Here is an 18,649-nt window from a genome sequence, read left to right as displayed (position 1 = left end):
TGGTGCTTTCACGCCATTTAATGTACCGCGTTCAATATACGGTTCATCAACAAAACGGCTTGCTCATGTGTTAGGGCACGCAGTTGGTACAAAGCTGCCGCCCTGGAGACCATTAATAATGCCTACCGCGCGATTTGCTCAATGCTTTTGTACCTTTAAATTCGGTGGCTGAACCTACATGGATCATTACAACCAAACACGAAAACAAAAGACAATAAAAAAGATGACTTCAGTCAGCATATCGAAGTCAACTGATTTCTACTGTTTTTAAAATGGTTTTTCCGCCCATTCCATTGCTTCATGGTATAAAAGATCGATGTTTGCCAAATCAATATTTAATTGAGGAGCTAATTCCTCAAGGTTAGACCAATCTAATTTACCCAAGGCAATACTGAATTCAAGATACGGTGTCATCTCAGTTTGATGACCAAAAATAGTGTTCGTTATGTCTTCTGAAAATGGCAGCTGTTGTAAAATTACATCGATCGGTCTTTGTAGCAAAGTATCTATTAATGAAAACATGCCTACCAAAAAGTATTCTGAGAAGTTTTGCTTATTGGAGAGTTTCGCCAATCTTTCACATACCTTCGCACGGAATAATGATGTACGCATGACCTCTTTAAAGAGATCCGTATCAGTATTTATATCAATTTCTCGCATAGCTAATAAGTAAATCCACTTGCGTAAATTTGATATCCCGATCAGTACTATCGCTTGTTTTATAGAGCGCACTTTGGATTTAGAACGTCTAGAAGAATTGTCAATCATTTGCAATAATTTATACGTTAATGAAAGATCTCTCTCAATATTATCAGCTAGTAACTGTATATTAGGTTCCTCTTCCTTTAGTAGAGTAATAATGTAGAAGTATTGAAGGGTATTCGCTGGTATATCTGTAGCTTTAATTATTTGGGGTTGTTCAAAGAAATAGCCTTGGAATAACTCATAGCCTGAGTGTTTTGCAACTTCAAATTGATTACGTGTCTCCACTTTTTCTGCGAGCAGCTTAATATGTGGGAAATTTTCCTTCACTTTATTTTCAATTTCCATTCTCTTGAGTAATGGTGACGATAAAAAATCAACTTTTATATAATCAATATGGGCGAACAGTTCATCATAAATTTGTACATGCTCATCCAATATAAAATCATCTAATGCTATTTTATATCCTTTCGATTTCAGCTCGATTACTCTCTCTACTAATTGTAGTGTAAGCGGAACATCCTCTAATATCTCAATAACAACCTCTGATGGATTCAAATATTCATTAATCGAGCCCATGAGCAAGTTTTCAGTAAAGTTCACAAAACAAGGCTTACCTTTTGTTACCTCTTCAATACCAATTGAAAGAAAGGAGTTTACTAGTACATCAACTGTGGCCGCATCTGAATCAACCATCGGAAAAGTATTTCCGTTTTTACTACGATATAATAATTCATATGCAACAACTTGTTCATGAAGGTTAAAAATTGGCTGTCTACCGATAAATACTTCCATTTCAATCCTCCATTTTTGTGTAATTAATGAATAAATGGAACATTTTCTATCATTTAATATTTATATATTAACATTTCAATCTAAACAGTTTCTGAACAAACCTCAAACGAATTCTGCAAGGACATTGGGCTATCCTTCAGTTCGATCATTCTATCCACCACTTTGCAGATTCTATCCGTCCCTATTAAAAAAAGCAGGCTAAGGTTCCCCCTAGCCTGCCTTTGCTTCTTCGTATTAAGTACATAAGACACGAAGTCAATTAAAAACGTATAGCCTATTGACCTATTCGCTCAAAATATACATAAAAAAATCCTAAACTATGATAAAATTGGTTTAACATCATAACTTAGGCTGGAAAATTTGTATTTATAGATTAATTCAATCATCGAATAATATTCTAACATCCAAGGCCCAGTTTTTCACTTAGGACTAATCAGCCATCCAACTTTTCCAATAGGAGGTTTTCTTATATTATGACAAACAAAAAAAGACTAGCATTACTAGCCCTAGTTGCAGTCCCTTCACTTATTTATACAACACCTGCTACAACAGCTGCTGCAACCGATTTCTCAAACCAGCCTACAGCAGCCTACATATACAATGTTGCAAATTATAACTCAAATGTCGCCAATGTTATTCACCTTATTTCAAATATCAATAACACAACAGCTTCTTTCCAAACGTCGTTAGAATCTGCTCTTAAAGCCTATAACGCCTTAAATGAAAACGAAAAACAATATGTTACTAATTATTCTACGCTTTCTGCTCATCAACAAACGAGAATTGCGTATCGCAGGCTTGCTGCGCAGATTGAAGAGAAATTAGCTTCTGTTGAATCGACTTCTGTAAATTATTATCAAAATGTCTTAGAAACAAGAGATTGGTATAATACGTTGAATGCTGCACAAAAAACCTATGTAAGCGCACAAACACAAAAGACATTGACATCTTCTATCTTGCCGAATACTTCCACCGATAAAGTGGTCAATAAAATTAAATTATTAAACTCGTCTCGTACTAACTTCCATAAAGATGTCGCTGATGCCAGAGCTGAGCTGAATGCGTTACGAAAATATTCGAACATTTCCTTACCTTCTGGGATCGAACAGCTTTTACTAGATGCTGAGCAACTTGTTGCAAAAGATAAAACTGTAGCGAAGGAAGTAGAAAATGCCATTAAAGGTCTATCACCTAAAACTTCCACTGCTCAGGATGTTCAAACAGTCAAAACAACATTCGAGGCCCTGACACCTGTACAACAGCAGCTTGTTCCAAATGCCTGGACATTAGTAGACTATGTAAATGGCAAATATTCACTATCAACGAATGGAAAAGGGACAAAAACGCCGACTTTATCAGATACAGCCGCTGTACCAGGTAAAACTACAGAAATGACTAAAAGCAAAAATACCTATAAAGCTAAAATAAATGTCGCTGACTCTGAAATAGATACAGAACGATACGTGCTAACAACTAAAGCCAATATGACGGTCATCATTCCACCGCTAGAAACTCTTCTAAATGAGGATAGTGGCGTGATGGATATTCAAGTTACACGAAGTTTGAATCGTATCAATTTCCAGGCAACATTAAATAAAAAACCTGTTAAATACGAGGCTGATATGGAAATTGTTATTGAAAATATACCTTCCAACTCCTATATTGTTCGTATAGATGAATTCGGAGAAAGAATGCCAGCTGACTATACAATTGATGGCAATCGAATTTATATTCAAACAACTACATCTGGTACATTCCAAATTGTAAGAAATTAATTGATGTTTATGCTCGAATTTAAAGCACGCTAGGCAGTATTCTCCTAGCGTGTTTCTTTTCATTGAAAAACTATTAAGTCCATAAAGTTTTTCAATGGGAATAAATGTTTAATGAAGATGGCTCAGGCGTTTTTGTTGTTACTACCACAGTTGTCTTGTAAAAGGCAAATGACCATAGACTTTATTAGCATAAATAGTTTTCTATCTAGCATGAATACTAGTCAATCGTGCATATATTCCCTTCAATTCAGCAATCCCCCCTCAAAATTAAAACTTTCTTATGTTTTCGGTAAAACAAAAGCACACTAGGCATTTTCCACCTAATATGCTTATTTTATTGATCTTATTTTGCTGCAGCTTGAATCTCAAAGTAAGCCCAATGCTCTTTTGGTATATCCTTGAAGATTTGTTCTGTGTCCTCAGTCGGTATTGGACGATTAAAGATTCGATTTAGTACCTTTACTGCCTGTGCACGTGTTAGTTTCTCTTCAGGTCTAAATTCACCATTGCCTGAGCCAACCATTATTCCCATTGCGCTTATGCGATCGATTTCTTTTGCCGCCCAATGCGTAGAAGCCACATCACTATATGTTTCGCCACTTGCCGTCACTTCACAATATGGGGTATCTGTAGATTCTTCTACACATTGCTTATCAATCCACCTCACAGCAATAACCGCCATTTGGGCTCTAGTAATCATATCATTCGGACCAAATGAACGATCATGACGTCCTTGCATGATTCCTTGTGTACGAATATACTCAATATCATTTTTTGCCCAAGAAGCAGCTGTATCCTCATAAAATAGATTAGATGCATCTGGTACATGATTGTTACTTAGGTTTCTTGCCAGCATCGCTGCCATTTGTGCACGTGTGACATTTGCATTCGGACGGAAAGTGCTATCTGTGTATCCTTGAATATATGAGGCAAATGTTTCGTCTACCTCTATTGGTTCTTCCTCAGGTTGTTCTTCCTCCTGCACTTGTTCTACATAAAGTAAAGAAAATGTAGAAAAGTGCTGTACGTCAAAGACAATACCTGTTTGCCCTTTCGTAAATTCTGCAAAACGCCCACGTATTATTTCGGCTGTTCCATTACTGTGCTCTACGTAGACCATCATATTTTCTCGTTGAGCTGATGTGAGATTCGCTGGTAATGGTAGTAGCAATGTTACCTGACGATTTTGTAGATTTGTGTCAATAGATATTGGCTGACCAACGAGCTTTACATTAGCGCCATTACTCTGTTGTAACACTATTTTTGTTTGTTTAGCCCGGTCTTCGATAGCTTTCTGCAGCACTGCATCCTTAATCGGTACAATTCGGAAATAAATATCTTCATGGAAATCATTCATTGAAGCAAAAGGAACATCTATTTTGACTATTCCCATATCTATACCGAAATGTGATTTGCCCTCCGTTAATCGTTTAGCAGCCTCTCTAGCAAGTATCACCTTTGTTTCACTTGCCGGCTGTTCCATATTAGGTATCACAAGTCTAGATCTTTTTTCATCCTTATTTGCTAATTTTCGAAGAAACTCGTTTGCATTTGCTACTGTAAAGTTTACTGTATCCTGGAAGCTACCATTACTAAATACACGTGTTAAAACGGTTTGTACGAGCACCTCGTCTGGCTTACTTGGATCGACAACATTCACCTTTAATTGATTATTTGGCGTAACAGGTTCAGGACTTGGGTCAGGTGCTGGAGTAGGACTCGGCGTTGATGATCCTCCATCTCCTGGTACATTATTTTTAGACCATAAAGCATACAATATCAAATTCTCTTTCCCCATTTGAATTGTTTGCCCATTTTTATAAGTAACACCTTTTCCATCAACCTTCGTATTCCACCCTACAAATGTATAGCCTGTTTTCATTAAATTACCTGTATTGCCCTGTACTGTGATTGTCTCCTGAGTTTTATACTGCTTCGAATCGGTTGGTACTTTCCCACCGCTAGCTCCGTTACCATCATACGTAACTGTGTATGTCGATAGTATGGCAGTGGTAAAATTCCATGTACTATTATCAGTAATACCTATATACGCATTGCCCGCTGAATCAGTAAATGCTCCTGCATCAATTTGAATGCTGTAAGCCGTGTTATGGGCTAAATCAACTGAAGGATTAATTGTCACAGTTTCATCAACGATAGAAACATTTGCTTGTGTAACACCAATTGTTTCGACAATTTGATTATCCGAAGCATTTCGAATGACCATATTTTTACTAGTTACAGGTAAGACCTTTTCATCAAATGTTAATACAAGATTATCTGTAGGCTGTACATTAATTGCCTGATGCGCTGGGAAATAGGTTGTTATTTCAGGAGACTTTTTATCAAACATCACAATTGTTCCTGATGAAACCTCTGTTACCTGTAAGCCCTCATTCCCCGCTATATCTTGATAATCAATTGTAAAGATAATGGGTCCCTCTGCGTCTCCAGATTTCAATGTATAGCTTGCTTGCCATGTTTTAGCATTCCCATCACCTTTATCATTTACATTTGCTGTTTGTCCTAGGATTGTTACATCTGGTGATTGAATGTCCTCACTTGTCTCAAAGTCGATTGTGATTACATCATCTACCTTAGCAACTGCTGGATTAGCATTATTTGAAGCCATTGCCACCTTCTTCACAGTTGGCTTTATGCCATCGACTATGACATAGCTTCCATCAGTTACGCCAGTTACCTCCGTTGCTGAATTGCCTAGCAAATCTTTAAAGTTAATTGTAAAAGGTGCTGTTCCCTCTAAATCACCATTCGCTATAACATATGTTGCCTGCCAGTTTGTGGCGGCTCCCGTTACAGTTGCAGTTTTCCCCGCAATGGTAATTGTCGGTGCTTGGATATTTTTATCTGTTTTCATTGTTAATGTGATAGTATCTCCTAGTTTAGCCTTTGTCGGATCTAGATTATTAGATTTAATCTTCACCTCTACAGCCTTTGGCAGAGTTTTATCAATCACAAATGTAATGGTTGTGGTATTACCTGCGCTATCTGTTGCTACTAAAGTATAATTTCCAGATGTACTTACAGTGGCTCCACTTGTGAAAGCTGCTCCATTCAGGGTAGCCGTTCCTTCATTAAGACTAATTGTTACGTCAGTGTTATAAACACCGTTATTTGTAACCCCTGTTATGACTGGTGGTGTTGTATCTAGAACAATTGTATCTGAGAATGCATTTGATATATTGCCAGCAGTATCCCTTAGTTGCATATAAACTGTTTTACTACCTTCTCCATTTGACAATGTCCAACTTTTCGTAGATACTTTTGACTCCCAACTGGACCAAGTAATACCATCATTCGAAAAGCGCATTTCTATCGCTTCTCCTTCTAAATCTGTTGCCGTCAAAGTTAAGGTAACATTTATAGAACTTGTCGAGATTTGCCCACTGTTAACAATGATAGAGCCTGTTGGTGCGTGATTTTTAGTAATCTGGATTGTAAACTCCTTATCAAACGTATTGCCAGCCTCATCTGTTACTCTGATTGTAATCTTATAGCTATTTTTCGTATCGTATGCAAACAGCGCATTGGTTCTTAATACATTTCCATTTATCGTAAAGAAGCTCGTATCCCCTGATTGTAATGAATACGTGAATGTTTGTGAGCTTCCTGAATCTGTTGCTGTCAATGTACCAACAGTTGTACCAATCGGCTTATTTTCTTGTACAGTAGTATTATTGAGTCCAATATTAGTTGGTGGTGTACCGTCATAGATTATTTGTAATTCATTTGATGCTTTATTCAATGCACCACCGCTATTTGCAGCAACCTTTTCTGGAATTTTGATTTTCACAGCTCCATCCGCACTAGGTGATATTTGGGCCGTATATGTGGTACCACTTCCTGTCAGTGATGTAGCATTTCCATTTGTAACAGCTATATCATCAACCGTAAAGCCTGTCACTGACTCACTAAATACCATAGTTATAAGAATTGGATTGCTATTTGTTGGACTAGAATTATTTGATGAAATTATCACGGCTGGACGCGCATTGACGACTAGATTCATTGTATAGTTAGTACTATAATTAACCCCATCGCTTACCATAAATGTAAAAAATGAATTAGAACCATTTTCAGTAACATATTTTAATTTACTAGCATCTAAATTAGCCTTACTGATTGTCATTCCATTTGTAATAGCTTCCCCACCATCAAATTGCTGATTATTATTGCTATCGAGGAAGAGCTGCCCGCTATTTGGGATTGTAGAGATTTGAATCTGTTGCAAAGTATCTCCAGCATCTTCATCAGAAAAAGCAAAGGAAGTACTATTAAATGTATACACTTGACCCTCATTTACATTTACGGTTCCATTACTGGATGTCGGTGGCTTATTTAATGCTAGGGTTGTTACCTGCTGCATCATATATGCGCTCTTATTGCCATCAGTATCTTTGACAATGACATTAAAATAATAGGTAGTATTGGCAGCAAGACCTGCCACATTAAAGGAAGTAATATCTTTGGTGTAGCCGCCTAACGGTGTCCCATTCGATTCAATTGTACTAACCGTACCAATATTATTACTACTAGATTGATAGACTCGATATTCTAAGTCCCCTTGTGTTGTTATATCATCAGAGGCTTTAGCCCAGCCCAACTGTACTTCTGATGTAGTAATGTTTGAGGTAGCAATAGCACCATTTGTAATTGTTGGCGGATTATTATTTGGGATATCAATCGTAAATTGAGTAAAAGTTAAATCCCATAGTCCCGCATTTACAACGGGTATAAATTTAACACTCGCAGTTATTACAAATGAGTTAATACCCTCTATATTAATAGGAATATCATATATAGGCTCATGATTTGCAACTGTCTTAAAAGTTACTGGATTTCCTTTTGGGTTTCCTGCTCCATCATACCCTTGAATTGTTAAGGACAATGCATCGTTTTCAGGATGTTTATTAATCGTATTAATTTTTAATGATTTTAAATCGAAGATACCACCTGCAAAGCTTTCTCCAGCAGAAATTCTAATTGATTTTGGTGGGGAATGTTCATCTGCATCAAAATAATAACCAGCTGGAAATTGTGATCCATTGCTATACTTGAATATATTAATACCATCATCACCAGGAATACCACTCACTACAAAGCCATTATTTGTATCATCTTTCCACGAAGCTTGTGTTAAATCCTGTATACACTTCGGGAAATCGGGAGAATCGCAAGCGGCTGCCTCCACTTTTAAAGGTGATACGAACCCTATTCCTGTCAATTGGCTAAAAGCGATTAACATCAAACATAAGGTTATTGTAAATATCTTTTTTCCCATTTAATATTCTCCTTCTTGGTTGTTTCACACCCTTCATTTAATTAATCATTAACTCTTAGGAGGCCAATCCCCATATAAACAAATAATAAAACTCAGTCCTAAATATGGTTGCATATTGTTATGTGGTTGACTTCCCCCAGTTTGATCAATAGCTAAGGCGTTCATTGATGTATTCAAAGAAGTTGAGTATACCGGGAGAGAACCTCTACCTTGTTGTTCGGTCCATATTGCTCCAGTTGGCTCATTATTTGTTGTTTGAGTATTGTTACAAGTAGCTATATGATTATGACTAGGCATTTGAGTCGTTAATAGTGTAACAGTAGCTGAACCCCCAGATGCTCCAACACTTCTCGGTGTTAATCCTGCTCCAGTTCCTTGATGAATAGCTGCCCTACCATTTAAGTTAGGTAAAGCAAATGTTGTTTTTCCATCTCCTCCATATCTGGTACCCAAAATTGCATATAATGCACTATTCGAAGCAATGTTTATAAGCTGACCATTGCATAAAGCCCAGTCTCTCGGTGCAAAATTACCACCAAATATTCTAATTTCTCCAATATATGCTTCTGACACTTTTTCCTACCTCCTTTCGTCCCTAGTTTCTTGATGGATATATTCCGACTAAAGCTATACAGTAATTTGCTACAGTGTAAGGCTGCATATTTTGATGCGGCTGTGAGTTTCCTGTCGCTGACAAAGCTTGCGCGTTCATATTAGTATTCAGTTGATTGACTGAATAGATATTATTAGTGGATGTTCCCCATGCATTACCAGTAGCTTCTTTCAACGTAGCACCTACCGAGCTACAATTGACAACATGTGTATGAGCTGGCATTTCATTAGTTGTTAATACATGTACCTCTTCTCCTGCTTTTTTTCCAAGTGTGATACTACTACTTACATGAACTGGAACTCTGCCTCTTAAATCAGGTAATGCAAAGGTCGATGTTCCATTACCACCATAAGTTGCTCCTAAAATTGAATATAGAGCTTGGTTTGTATTAATTTGCAATACTTGCCCATCGCATCGTGCCCAGCCCCTCGGAACTGTACCAAAGCCAAACAATCGAATTTCACCTACATATGGTTCGCTCATCCTTCATACCTCCTATTCCATTGGATACATACCGTAAAGCGCAATAATATAACTAATTGTCAAAAATGGCATTACATTGTCATGAGGTGTATTTCCTCCAACACTTGAAATGATGGCGGCATTCATTGTGCCATTTGGTGGTTGTGTCGAATATTGTATATCTTTTGCCCAAACAGCATTTTCTGGACTGGGTGTTGTGCCATCAAGAGAAGATGCCTTTACCTGATGTGTATGTGCAGGAAGCTGTGATGAGATTAAAGTGACAGATTCCACTCCTCCCATTTGACCATTGACAAAGGTAGTGCCAGTCATTGGATTCTGTCCTTGATGTACAACAACCCTGCCTTGAAAATTGGGTAAAGCAAAGGTCGTTTGTCCGTCTCCCCCATAAGTTGTGCCAATCAATGAAAAAAGCATTTCATTTTCGGAAATAGATAGTAGTTGACCATTACAAAGAGCCCAGCCATCTGGTGCATAATCTCCAGCAAACAATCGAATTTCTCCGACATATTGATCCATTCTTAAAACCTCCTTCAAAAAATATTGCTTTAACTCACACATTACAGTTACAAGGTTAAAATTAGGTTAAAAAATAGAATATTTTCCAAAATAGATTAATTTACCTACCATTTAATTCAAAATAACAATACAATTTTGTTGCTTATAAGAATGATTTATTACTAATGAATTTAGGAAAGAAAAATGAGCACGAATATTACGTCTATAAGTAAAATATTAAATTTTTTAACAGGCTATACCATAGGTAGGAATTCATTTTATTTTGATCTTTCCTTCATGTTAAAAAACCATTAAAAATAGGGAAAACCTGTAACGTAATCTTACCTTTACTAATACAACATATAAAAATGTTGAATTAGAAAATCCCAAAATTACCTCCTTCAAAAAAAATTTAGAAAATCATTGACATTATACATATTATAGGCATATGCTTTGATAAAGTTTCCTTAAAGAAACAATATATAATTCGGGAAATATTATTATAGAAGGGAACAAAAAATGCCCATGACTAAAAACTTAACATCACTTTCAAAATGCACTTTTGGCGATTGCTTTTTAATAAAAGAAATCAATATCGAGGGTCCTTTAAGAAGAAGATTACTAGATTTAGGCTTTGTGAAAGGAGCCGAAATCTCGGTTCTTCGCAAAAGTCCTTTAGGAGATCCAGTCGCATACCGTGTTAGTAATACGACTATTGCTTTACGTAATGATGAAAGCTCTAAGATTTTGGGCGTAATTGTAAGGGGGGAACAATAATGAGAGTAAATAAAATAGCTTTAGCAGGTAATCCGAATACAGGCAAAAGTACATTGTTTAATACTTTAACAGGATTGAAACAGCATACTGGAAACTGGCCAGGAAAAACAGTTGTTCATGCTGAAGGCTCCTTTGAACACAAAGGGGAACAATATGTACTTGTTGATTTACCAGGAACCTACTCTCTATTCTCCAATTCAACAGATGAAGAAGTGGCAAGAGATTATATTATTTTTGATCAGCCTGATGCAACGATTGTCGTGCTTGATGCAACTTCTTTAGAAAGAAATTTAAATCTTGCACTACAGGTATTAGAAATGACCAACAATGTCATTATATGTATCAATTTAATAGATGAAGCTGAGAAGAAGGGTATTCGGATTGATGAAAAGAAATTGGCACGCGAGTTAGGAGTCCCTGTTGTCAAAATATCAGCAAGAAATAAAAAAGGAATTGATCAATTGTTGGATACATTAAATCAGCTCGTCAATGGGCAGATCATTACAACTCCTTATCGTATGACCTATTCAAGAGAGATTGAGGAAGCAATATGCAAAATAGAATCTAAACTTAATGGCTATTTTGATGATAAATATCCCTCAAGATGGGTTGCCCTTCGCTTACTTGATGGAGATGAGGATTTAATAGTAAAGCTACACAATCATAGCAATAATAGACAGCGAGAGGTGAGCACAAATGGAATCCCGGTCAGTGTTAAATCATAGCTCCTTAAAGGAGATTTTAGCTGAAGTAAAGGAAGTTTCGAACGAGGACATTCGGGATGAGATCGTTAGCGATATATATGCAAAAAGTAGATCCTTATGTAATAAGGTGGTGTCACAACAGCATACCGCTCTTTACCGATCCGATAAATTAGATGAAATTTTCACATCTCGTATTTGGGGATTCCCAATTATGCTGCTTATGCTAGGCACTATTTTTTATATTACGATTGCTGGGGCAAATATTCCATCCGATATGCTAGCAAGTTTATTTGGCTACCTAGAGAGTAAGCTCACATACCTTTTTGAAGCAATGCACGCGCCTGAGTGGCTCCATGGTGTTTTAGTCCTTGGGCTGTTTAGAGGAACTGGCTGGGTGATTAGTGTGATGCTACCACCAATGGCTATCTTCTTTCCTATCTTTGCATTACTAGAAAACTATGGATACTTACCTCGGGTTGCATTTAACATGGACCGTTTATTTAAACGAGCAGGTGGACATGGAAAGCAGTCTTTAACAATGGCTATGGGCTTTGGCTGTAATGCGGCAGCCATTCTATCTACTAGAATTATAGAATCCCCTCGTGAACGAATGTTAGCGATTTTAACCAATAATTTTGTTCCTTGTAACGGGAGATGGCCAACGCTAATTTTATTAGCCTCGCTCTTTATGGTAACTGGTTTTACAGGAGCAGCTGGCACATTTATGACAGCGGCCATTTTAATAGGATTTGTTTTGCTTGGCGTAGTTGTAACATTAACGGTATCTTGGGCACTTTCTAAAACGGCTTTAAAAGGTGTACCTACTCATTACACGCTAGAGCTTCCACCATTCCGAAGACCAAAGTTTTGGAATACGATTTTGCGAGCAAGTATCGATAAAGCATGGAATGTGTTAAAAAGAGCGGTTATCGTTGCAGCACCAGCCTCTATTTTGACTTGGATTTTCGCTAATATATACATTGGTGATACAAGTATTCTAATGCACTTTGTGAACTTTTTAGATCCATTTGGTCAGGCTTTAGGTATGGATGGCTTTATTATGGCTGCCTTTATTCTGGGACTACCCGCTAATGAAATTGTTATACCTATCCTTATCATGGCTTATTTATCTCAGGGAGCTATGCTTGAAATTGAGGATTTATCGAAGCTTAAGCAAGTATTTATCGATCAAGGCTGGACGTGGCTGACAGCTTTAAATATGATGCTTTTCTCACTCCTACACTTCCCATGTGGAACCACTTTGGTGAATATTTACAAAGAAACAAAGAGTTCAAAATGGACATTTATGTCATTCTTAATTCCAACTGCTATCGCTATCGGTGTAACATGGCTAATTGCAACAATTGTTCGAGCATTTGGCTGGGTATGATAAAAGAGGGCTGTTTACTTTTTGTCTAAAAAGTTATACAGCCCCTTCATTTGCAATGAAAATCGTTCTCATTTATAGTGGATATAATAAGAAATTTTTAACATATCTTATTACTTAAGGAGCGTTCAAGAATTGAATTTAAACATCGATACAAATGATTTAGACTCACTCTATAGCGAAATTGAATGCAGACAGTTGATTTTGCCATCTAATCAAAAAACTTACAACTTATCAATCCATAATGGCTCAGGCATTATTGAAAGACAGCTTTTAAGAGTAGGTATGGAAATGAATTGGTTTCAGGCTCAAACAAATGAACCTATATCTTTAAGCTGCGACGTTCGTTATCCTCACCTTGAATTGTTCTATCCACTATCTGGGGATGGTTTTTGGGGAACAAATGGCAAGGAATTTAGCTTAGCTGCCAACACCTCCAATTTTCTATTTGTTCAAGACACGAAAATATATTCAGAGCTGGCGCCGAAGGAAAAGGTAGTCATGATGGAATTACGTATAGATTTAAGGCACTTTAAACAATTATTATTAGAAAATAAACATCTTTTTGAGCAGTCATTTTTTTGTCAGCAAATATCCGAGCCCTCTTACATTCATAGACTAATCGAGCAAATAAAGAATTGTCCTTATACTGGTATGTTGAAACAGCTCTATATAGAGGGAAAAGCACTTGAATTATTAACCCTTCATTTAAACGGAATAGAGCTTGAAGAGAATAAGAAAAAAGCCGCCACGAAGCTTAATGAAACTGATATTCATGCTCTCTATCATGCTAAGGAAATTTTAAACAACTGCTGGAGAACGCCTCCAAGTATTTTAGGACTAGCCAAAATGATTGGCTTAAATGACTATAAATTAAAATATGGCTTCAAAGAACTATTTGATACAACCGTATTCGGCTATGTTAGAGATTTGCGGATGGTAGAAGCTCGAAAAATTTTAGAGCATGGAAAGGCAAATGTCAGCGAAACAGCGCTAATGGTTGGGTATCAAAATTTAAGTCATTTTGCTACATTATTTCGGAAAACATTTGGTTATAACCCTAGTGAAATATTAAAAAAATAGTCATTCTTAAAAATTCTCTCAAGATTTTTCAATCATTGAGAGAATTTTTACATTGTCCTATTTTAATGCATTATAAATATCTTCAATTCCTTTTATTTTGGCAAGAGCTAATGGACCAGGTAAAGATGGATCATCTAAGTAATAAACTTGCTTATTTTTAACTGCGTTTAAACTTGACCAAACGGCGCTATGTTCCAAATCTTTTTCAACACCACCTGCAATTGGTGTTTGCCAATTATTCACAACGAAAATATGATCTGGATTTAGTTTACCTAGGCCTTCTAGACTTATGGTTCCCCCTTTTTCAGCCTCTGGAACTGGCTTTAATCCTAATCCATTATAAAAGGGTTCAAATCTTTCTATATCCCATGTGACAAATTTTTCTTTCCCCTGGTACATTGTAAACAATACAGTTTCATTACTATGCTTACTAAGTTCTTGTTTATACCTAGCCGTTTTTTCATCAAAATCTACTAGTACTTCTCTTACTTTTTCTTCAGCTCCAACAATTTCACCAATTTGCATTAATGTTTCTCTCCAATCGCCTGCTTGTGGCAAAATCACTGTTGGAGCTATTTTAGATAATTGTTCGTATTTGTCGCTCATATCATCTGCTGCAATAATCAAATCTGGTTTAACAGCAAGTACCTTTTCAATATCTACTTCCTGACCAAGATCTATAATTGTATGATCTTTTATTAACTCATTTAAGTAAGGGAAATTTCTCTGAATAGTACCAATCCCTTGACCAGCAATTGGAAATACACCTAAAACAGCTAAATAATCTACAAAGGATATGTAGGGTGTCGCAATTCTTTCGGGCTTTTTATCAATAGTTGTACTGCCTTCTAAATGGTGAATTATTTTTGGATACTGAGTCTGTTCCACTGTAGAATTAAAAGCCTCCTTCTTCATATCTACTTCTGTTGTGTTCCTAGAACATCCTGTCACCATGAGTAGTAAACAAAGAAAAACAAAAATACATTTATAATTTTTCAATCTACACATCTATCTATTCCTCCTCAATGATTGAAAATGATAATCAATTTCATTATTAAGTTTATATAAAAATTTTTATCTTTCTACCATTTCCGGGATTATTTATACTAGTAGACGGATTTTTTTCGTCAAAACCGTTGTTAAAAAATCCATTTGCCGTTAAAGAAAATCCCTTACTGAGTAGCAGCTCATACAATACACATTGATAATTATTATCAATAAAGGAGGAATTGACTTGCAACCAAAAAAAGTTATTTTTTTATCAATGATTATTTGTTATATAGGATTCGGAGTTATTATTCCAATCCTTGCACCATTAATTAGAGAGATAGGACTTCAGGAAAGGCATGCTGGAATTGTTATTTCTATTGCTGCCTTAGTATTATTACTGGCGGCTCCTTTTTGGGGAACACAAAGTGATCGTATAGGTCGGAAAAAGGTCATGGTGATTGGATTTGTTGGCTTCTCATTTAGTTTAGCCTTTTTCGCCTTTTTAGGGTGGATAGGCATGAAGGATTTATTACCAATCAATGTTGTATTCATGCTATTACTTAGCTCAAGGATTTTGTTTGGCTTCTTTTTCCCAGCGATTTCATCATCCTCACAGGCATTGATGGCAGATCTCACATCTGTGCAAGAAAGATCAGCAGGTATGGCCATGATAGGAGCAGCTACAGGAATTGGCTTTATTATTGGTCCAGCCTTAGGAGCACTTCTATCAACAATCAATCTAATTTTCCCAGTTATTATCACAGCTGTCCTTGCATTAATCGCTGTCATTTTAATAGCTATACAAATTCCTAAAACAGAGCCGACCATAGTAGCCAATAAACGCACTAAAATTAAATTAACAACTAGTGGTCTTCGTCCCTATCTACTTATTGCTACGAGTGTTATGTCAATGATTGTTATGCTTCAAGTAACATCTGGATTTTTTATACAGGATCGTTTTTCATTAGATTCTAAGGAAACAGCAATCTGGGTAGGTATTGGTATGTTTGCCGTTGGTATAATGATGGCGCTTGTACAAATGACAGTTATTCAAAAACGTCAGTATTCACCACGTAGGCTGGTACGTATCGGCTTGCCAATACTTCTACTAGGCTTTGTCCTATTAATCGAGTGGAATCATTTAGCCGGATTTGTGATTGCCTTCATGCTGTTTGGCATTGGTGGAGGTTTTCTAATGTCAGGTTATACAGCTGGCATCTCCTTGGCAGCTGGAAAGGAAAATCAAGGTGCTGCTGGCGGTTTAACAGCCGTTGCTACTGGAGTTGGTTCATTAGTTGCACCAATTGTTGGGACAGAATTATATCGTATACATCCAAATACACCTTATTGGATTTGCATTACAATTAGTCTTCTACTAATTATATATGTATTTTCTTCACATAAAGGCTTAGTCATTGATCATACTGCAAAGAAAGAGACAAGAGAAAACAAAGCATCTCTTGTATAATTATTGCATCATTTCTATCCAAAAAAGCTGCCTTTCTAGTAACTTAAAAACTAGTAAGCAGCTTTTATCATATTTATTTTGTCGTTGCCAATAAACGATCCTCAATGAAATCTAGTTGTTTATTTAATGAATAAATGTCATTGTAATAACAAAAACCAAAATCTATTTCAATAAGTCTACCTTCTTTAATAGCCGGAATATTGGCCCATACTGGATGGTTCGTTAAATCTGCCATTCCCTCATAGGATGAACGAAAAACATAATCACCTGCATAATCCGTTAATGTCTCTAAAGAAACATCCATTGCCTGCTGTTTATTATTCTTCTCATCAATCTTCTGTTGAATAATTTCTGGAGCTTTCAATCCCAAATGCTCATATATTATTTGTGAGCCTCGTCCAAAGGTATAGCTTGTCACTACTGACATTTTTCCCTTGCCGCCTTCCATAATACTAACGGTCTTGTCTAAAATTCCTGCCTCTTTTAGCTTTTCTTGACTATCCTCTACTTTTTCATAAAAATTAGCCAAAAGTTCTTTTGCCTCTTTTTCTTTACCTAGCACTTCACCAATCTTTGTTAAGCGTTCATCTAATGATGTTGTGGCATCATCTATGACGATTGTAGGCGCAATTTTTTCCATTTGCCCATATAGTTCTTCATTACTTGGTACAATAATAACATCTGGTTTTAGTTGTATCACTGCCTCGACATTAGGCTCAAACCATTCACCTAAATTTTGAGTATTTTTTAATTCCTCCTCAAATGCAGCTCCCTCTTGGATTTTTGAAGAACCAACAGGTGTTACACCAAAAGCTAGCACATCGCCAATATAATACATCACAACTACTCGTTCGGGATTAATTGGTATTTCTACATCTCCTTTAATTGTAGAGACAATTTTCGTCTGTGATGCAGTTGCTTCTGTTTGCGTAGTAGGTGCTTGGTTTTCTTCACTTGAAGTATTACTGACAGCTCCGCCAGTACAGGCACTTAATAAAAGTGTAAGACACAATAAAAGTGTGGCAATAGTTGAATTTCCTCTTTTATTCATCGATTCATACTTCCTCTCTGTATATTGATAACCATTCTCAATATAATGTTGGAAACTAAAATCGACAATGGAGTATCTTTCACACATTGAAGGACTATCCTTTACAAAACCAATGGCTTGCTCTTTTTGACGGAATTGCGTGGGTGAAATACCTACTCTTTTTTTGAACAATCTACTAAAATAGTAAACATCACCATATCCCACATTCATAGCAATTTCACGTAAGCTAGCATCTGTCTTTACAAGTAATATCGTAGCCTTTTCAATGCGAAGCTGTATTAAATACTCAATAGGACTACAACCTATTTGTTGCTTAAATTGAATGGATAAATGAGATGGGCTGTAGCGTAATGCCTTCGCAATAGATTTTAAAGTCAGTGGCTTCGCATAGTTTTCTTCTAGATAGGCTTTAATTTGACTAGAGACATTTAACTTTCTAATGTCGACACTCTCCTGCTCAAACTGCATGAAAATCTCATTTAATAATTGATAGAATAGTGATTTAATGGTAAATCTTCTGAGGTGACTGGCATTTTCCCATTTCATATACATATTATGTATTTTTTCGAACATTGTAATAGGTGAGTTAGGGACAAGACTGTATTGATATTTGAAAGGATTATTTCTTTGCATGGCTCTTGCTATTAGTTTATTAGAGGTTAAAGGGATGGAGGCTCGATAAAATACCAAATAGTATTCAAACCCTTTGTCTGTAGCAACGATTTTTAGAGTGGAACCCTTCCCACCGTGAATAAGATGAAAGCCCTCTAGTGTGTATTTTGTTAAATCGATCTGGACTTCTGCACCACCACCTGTGGAATAAAGAAACATATTAGCAGGTAATTTATATGATTTTCCTATTTCCTCAGGTTTGAATAGCTCATATCTTATATCGAGCACTTTAATCGTTGCATGATTCCAAAGAAATAGAAACTCCTCTTCTGGTACCACCCTACATCATTCCTTCCAATTCATCACTACCTCCAAGTTTATTACAATTGATAATGGTTCTCAATATAAT

At 36.4% G+C, this 18,649-nt stretch carries 13 protein-coding genes; 6 read left to right on the top strand and 7 right to left on the bottom strand.

From position 1 onward, the window contains the following. Positions 1 to 267: 267 nt before the first annotated feature. A complete protein-coding gene (locus tag AC1RNS_RS18415) occupies positions 268 to 1,497 on the bottom strand; it encodes an EAL and HDOD domain-containing protein (RefSeq protein ID WP_492994766.1) in 1,230 nt (409 codons plus the stop codon). Positions 1,498 to 1,970: 473 nt separating this feature from the next. Here AC1RNS_RS18415 and AC1RNS_RS18410 point away from each other — a divergent pair, with 473 nt between their 5' ends. After that, positions 1,971 to 3,272 (top strand): hypothetical protein, encoded by a 1,302-nt coding sequence (locus AC1RNS_RS18410; RefSeq protein WP_492994765.1) that lies wholly within the window; start codon positions 1,971 to 1,973, stop codon positions 3,270 to 3,272. Positions 3,273 to 3,615: 343 nt separating this feature from the next. Here the strand turns inward: AC1RNS_RS18410 and AC1RNS_RS18405 are convergent, their stop codons facing one another. Genes AC1RNS_RS18405 through AC1RNS_RS18390 form a run of 4 tightly spaced genes read right to left on the bottom strand, consistent with a single transcriptional unit; the run spans position 3,616 to position 10,189 of the window. Then, positions 3,616 to 8,574 (bottom strand): S-layer homology domain-containing protein, encoded by a 4,959-nt coding sequence (locus AC1RNS_RS18405; RefSeq protein WP_492994763.1) that lies wholly within the window; start codon positions 8,572 to 8,574, stop codon positions 3,616 to 3,618. 48 nt (positions 8,575 to 8,622) lie between these two features. Further along, on the bottom strand, positions 8,623 to 9,147 hold the full coding sequence (locus tag AC1RNS_RS18400) for a phage tail protein (RefSeq protein ID WP_009373329.1): 525 nt from the start codon (positions 9,145 to 9,147) through the stop codon (positions 8,623 to 8,625). Between the two features lie 22 nt (positions 9,148 to 9,169). Beyond that, positions 9,170 to 9,670, bottom strand: coding sequence for a phage tail protein (locus tag AC1RNS_RS18395; RefSeq protein ID WP_004227740.1), 501 nt, complete (start codon positions 9,668 to 9,670; stop codon positions 9,170 to 9,172). A 12-nt stretch (positions 9,671 to 9,682) separates the two neighbouring features. Next, complete coding sequence (locus AC1RNS_RS18390) at positions 9,683 to 10,189, bottom strand: phage tail protein (RefSeq protein WP_492994761.1); 507 nt, start codon at positions 10,187 to 10,189, stop codon at positions 9,683 to 9,685. Between the two features lie 498 nt (positions 10,190 to 10,687). Between AC1RNS_RS18390 and AC1RNS_RS18385 the strand changes: the two genes are divergently transcribed. From AC1RNS_RS18385 to AC1RNS_RS18370, 4 genes are all read left to right on the top strand, one after another. Beyond that, on the top strand, positions 10,688 to 10,945 hold the full coding sequence (locus AC1RNS_RS18385) for a FeoA family protein (protein WP_492994760.1): 258 nt from the start codon (positions 10,688 to 10,690) through the stop codon (positions 10,943 to 10,945). Then, positions 10,945 to 11,670 (top strand): FeoB small GTPase domain-containing protein, encoded by a 726-nt coding sequence (locus AC1RNS_RS18380; RefSeq protein WP_492994758.1) that lies wholly within the window; start codon positions 10,945 to 10,947, stop codon positions 11,668 to 11,670. Before AC1RNS_RS18385 ends, AC1RNS_RS18380 begins: the two co-directional genes overlap by 1 nt. Further along, positions 11,642 to 13,039, top strand: a complete 1,398-nt coding sequence (locus tag AC1RNS_RS18375) for a nucleoside recognition domain-containing protein (protein ID WP_492994756.1) — start codon at positions 11,642 to 11,644, stop codon at positions 13,037 to 13,039. Before AC1RNS_RS18380 ends, AC1RNS_RS18375 begins: the two co-directional genes overlap by 29 nt. Positions 13,040 to 13,171: 132 nt before the next feature. Further along, complete coding sequence (locus tag AC1RNS_RS18370) at positions 13,172 to 14,119, top strand: helix-turn-helix transcriptional regulator (protein WP_492994755.1); 948 nt, start codon at positions 13,172 to 13,174, stop codon at positions 14,117 to 14,119. A gap of 57 nt (positions 14,120 to 14,176) precedes the next feature. Here the strand turns inward: AC1RNS_RS18370 and AC1RNS_RS18365 are convergent, their stop codons facing one another. Next, the gene (locus AC1RNS_RS18365) at positions 14,177 to 15,127 is read right to left on the bottom strand and encodes an ABC transporter substrate-binding protein (protein ID WP_492994754.1); all 951 of its coding nucleotides are present in this window, start codon (positions 15,125 to 15,127) and stop codon (positions 14,177 to 14,179) included. A 226-nt stretch (positions 15,128 to 15,353) separates the two neighbouring features. Here AC1RNS_RS18365 and AC1RNS_RS18360 point away from each other — a divergent pair, with 226 nt between their 5' ends. Next, positions 15,354 to 16,577: an MFS transporter gene (locus AC1RNS_RS18360; protein ID WP_492994753.1), complete on the top strand. Its 1,224-nt coding sequence runs from the start codon at positions 15,354 to 15,356 to the stop codon at positions 16,575 to 16,577. A 73-nt stretch (positions 16,578 to 16,650) separates the two neighbouring features. Here the strand turns inward: AC1RNS_RS18360 and AC1RNS_RS18355 are convergent, their stop codons facing one another. Continuing rightward, positions 16,651 to 18,579, bottom strand: a complete 1,929-nt coding sequence (locus AC1RNS_RS18355; protein ID WP_492994752.1) for an ABC transporter substrate-binding protein — start codon at positions 18,577 to 18,579, stop codon at positions 16,651 to 16,653. Positions 18,580 to 18,649: the final 70 nt, after the last annotated feature.

This window comes from Lysinibacillus sp. GW821-FHT14F06 (assembly GCF_058803665.1).
The sequence above is the reverse complement of the archived record's forward strand: the minus strand, read 5'-3'. Positions and strand labels throughout refer to the sequence as shown.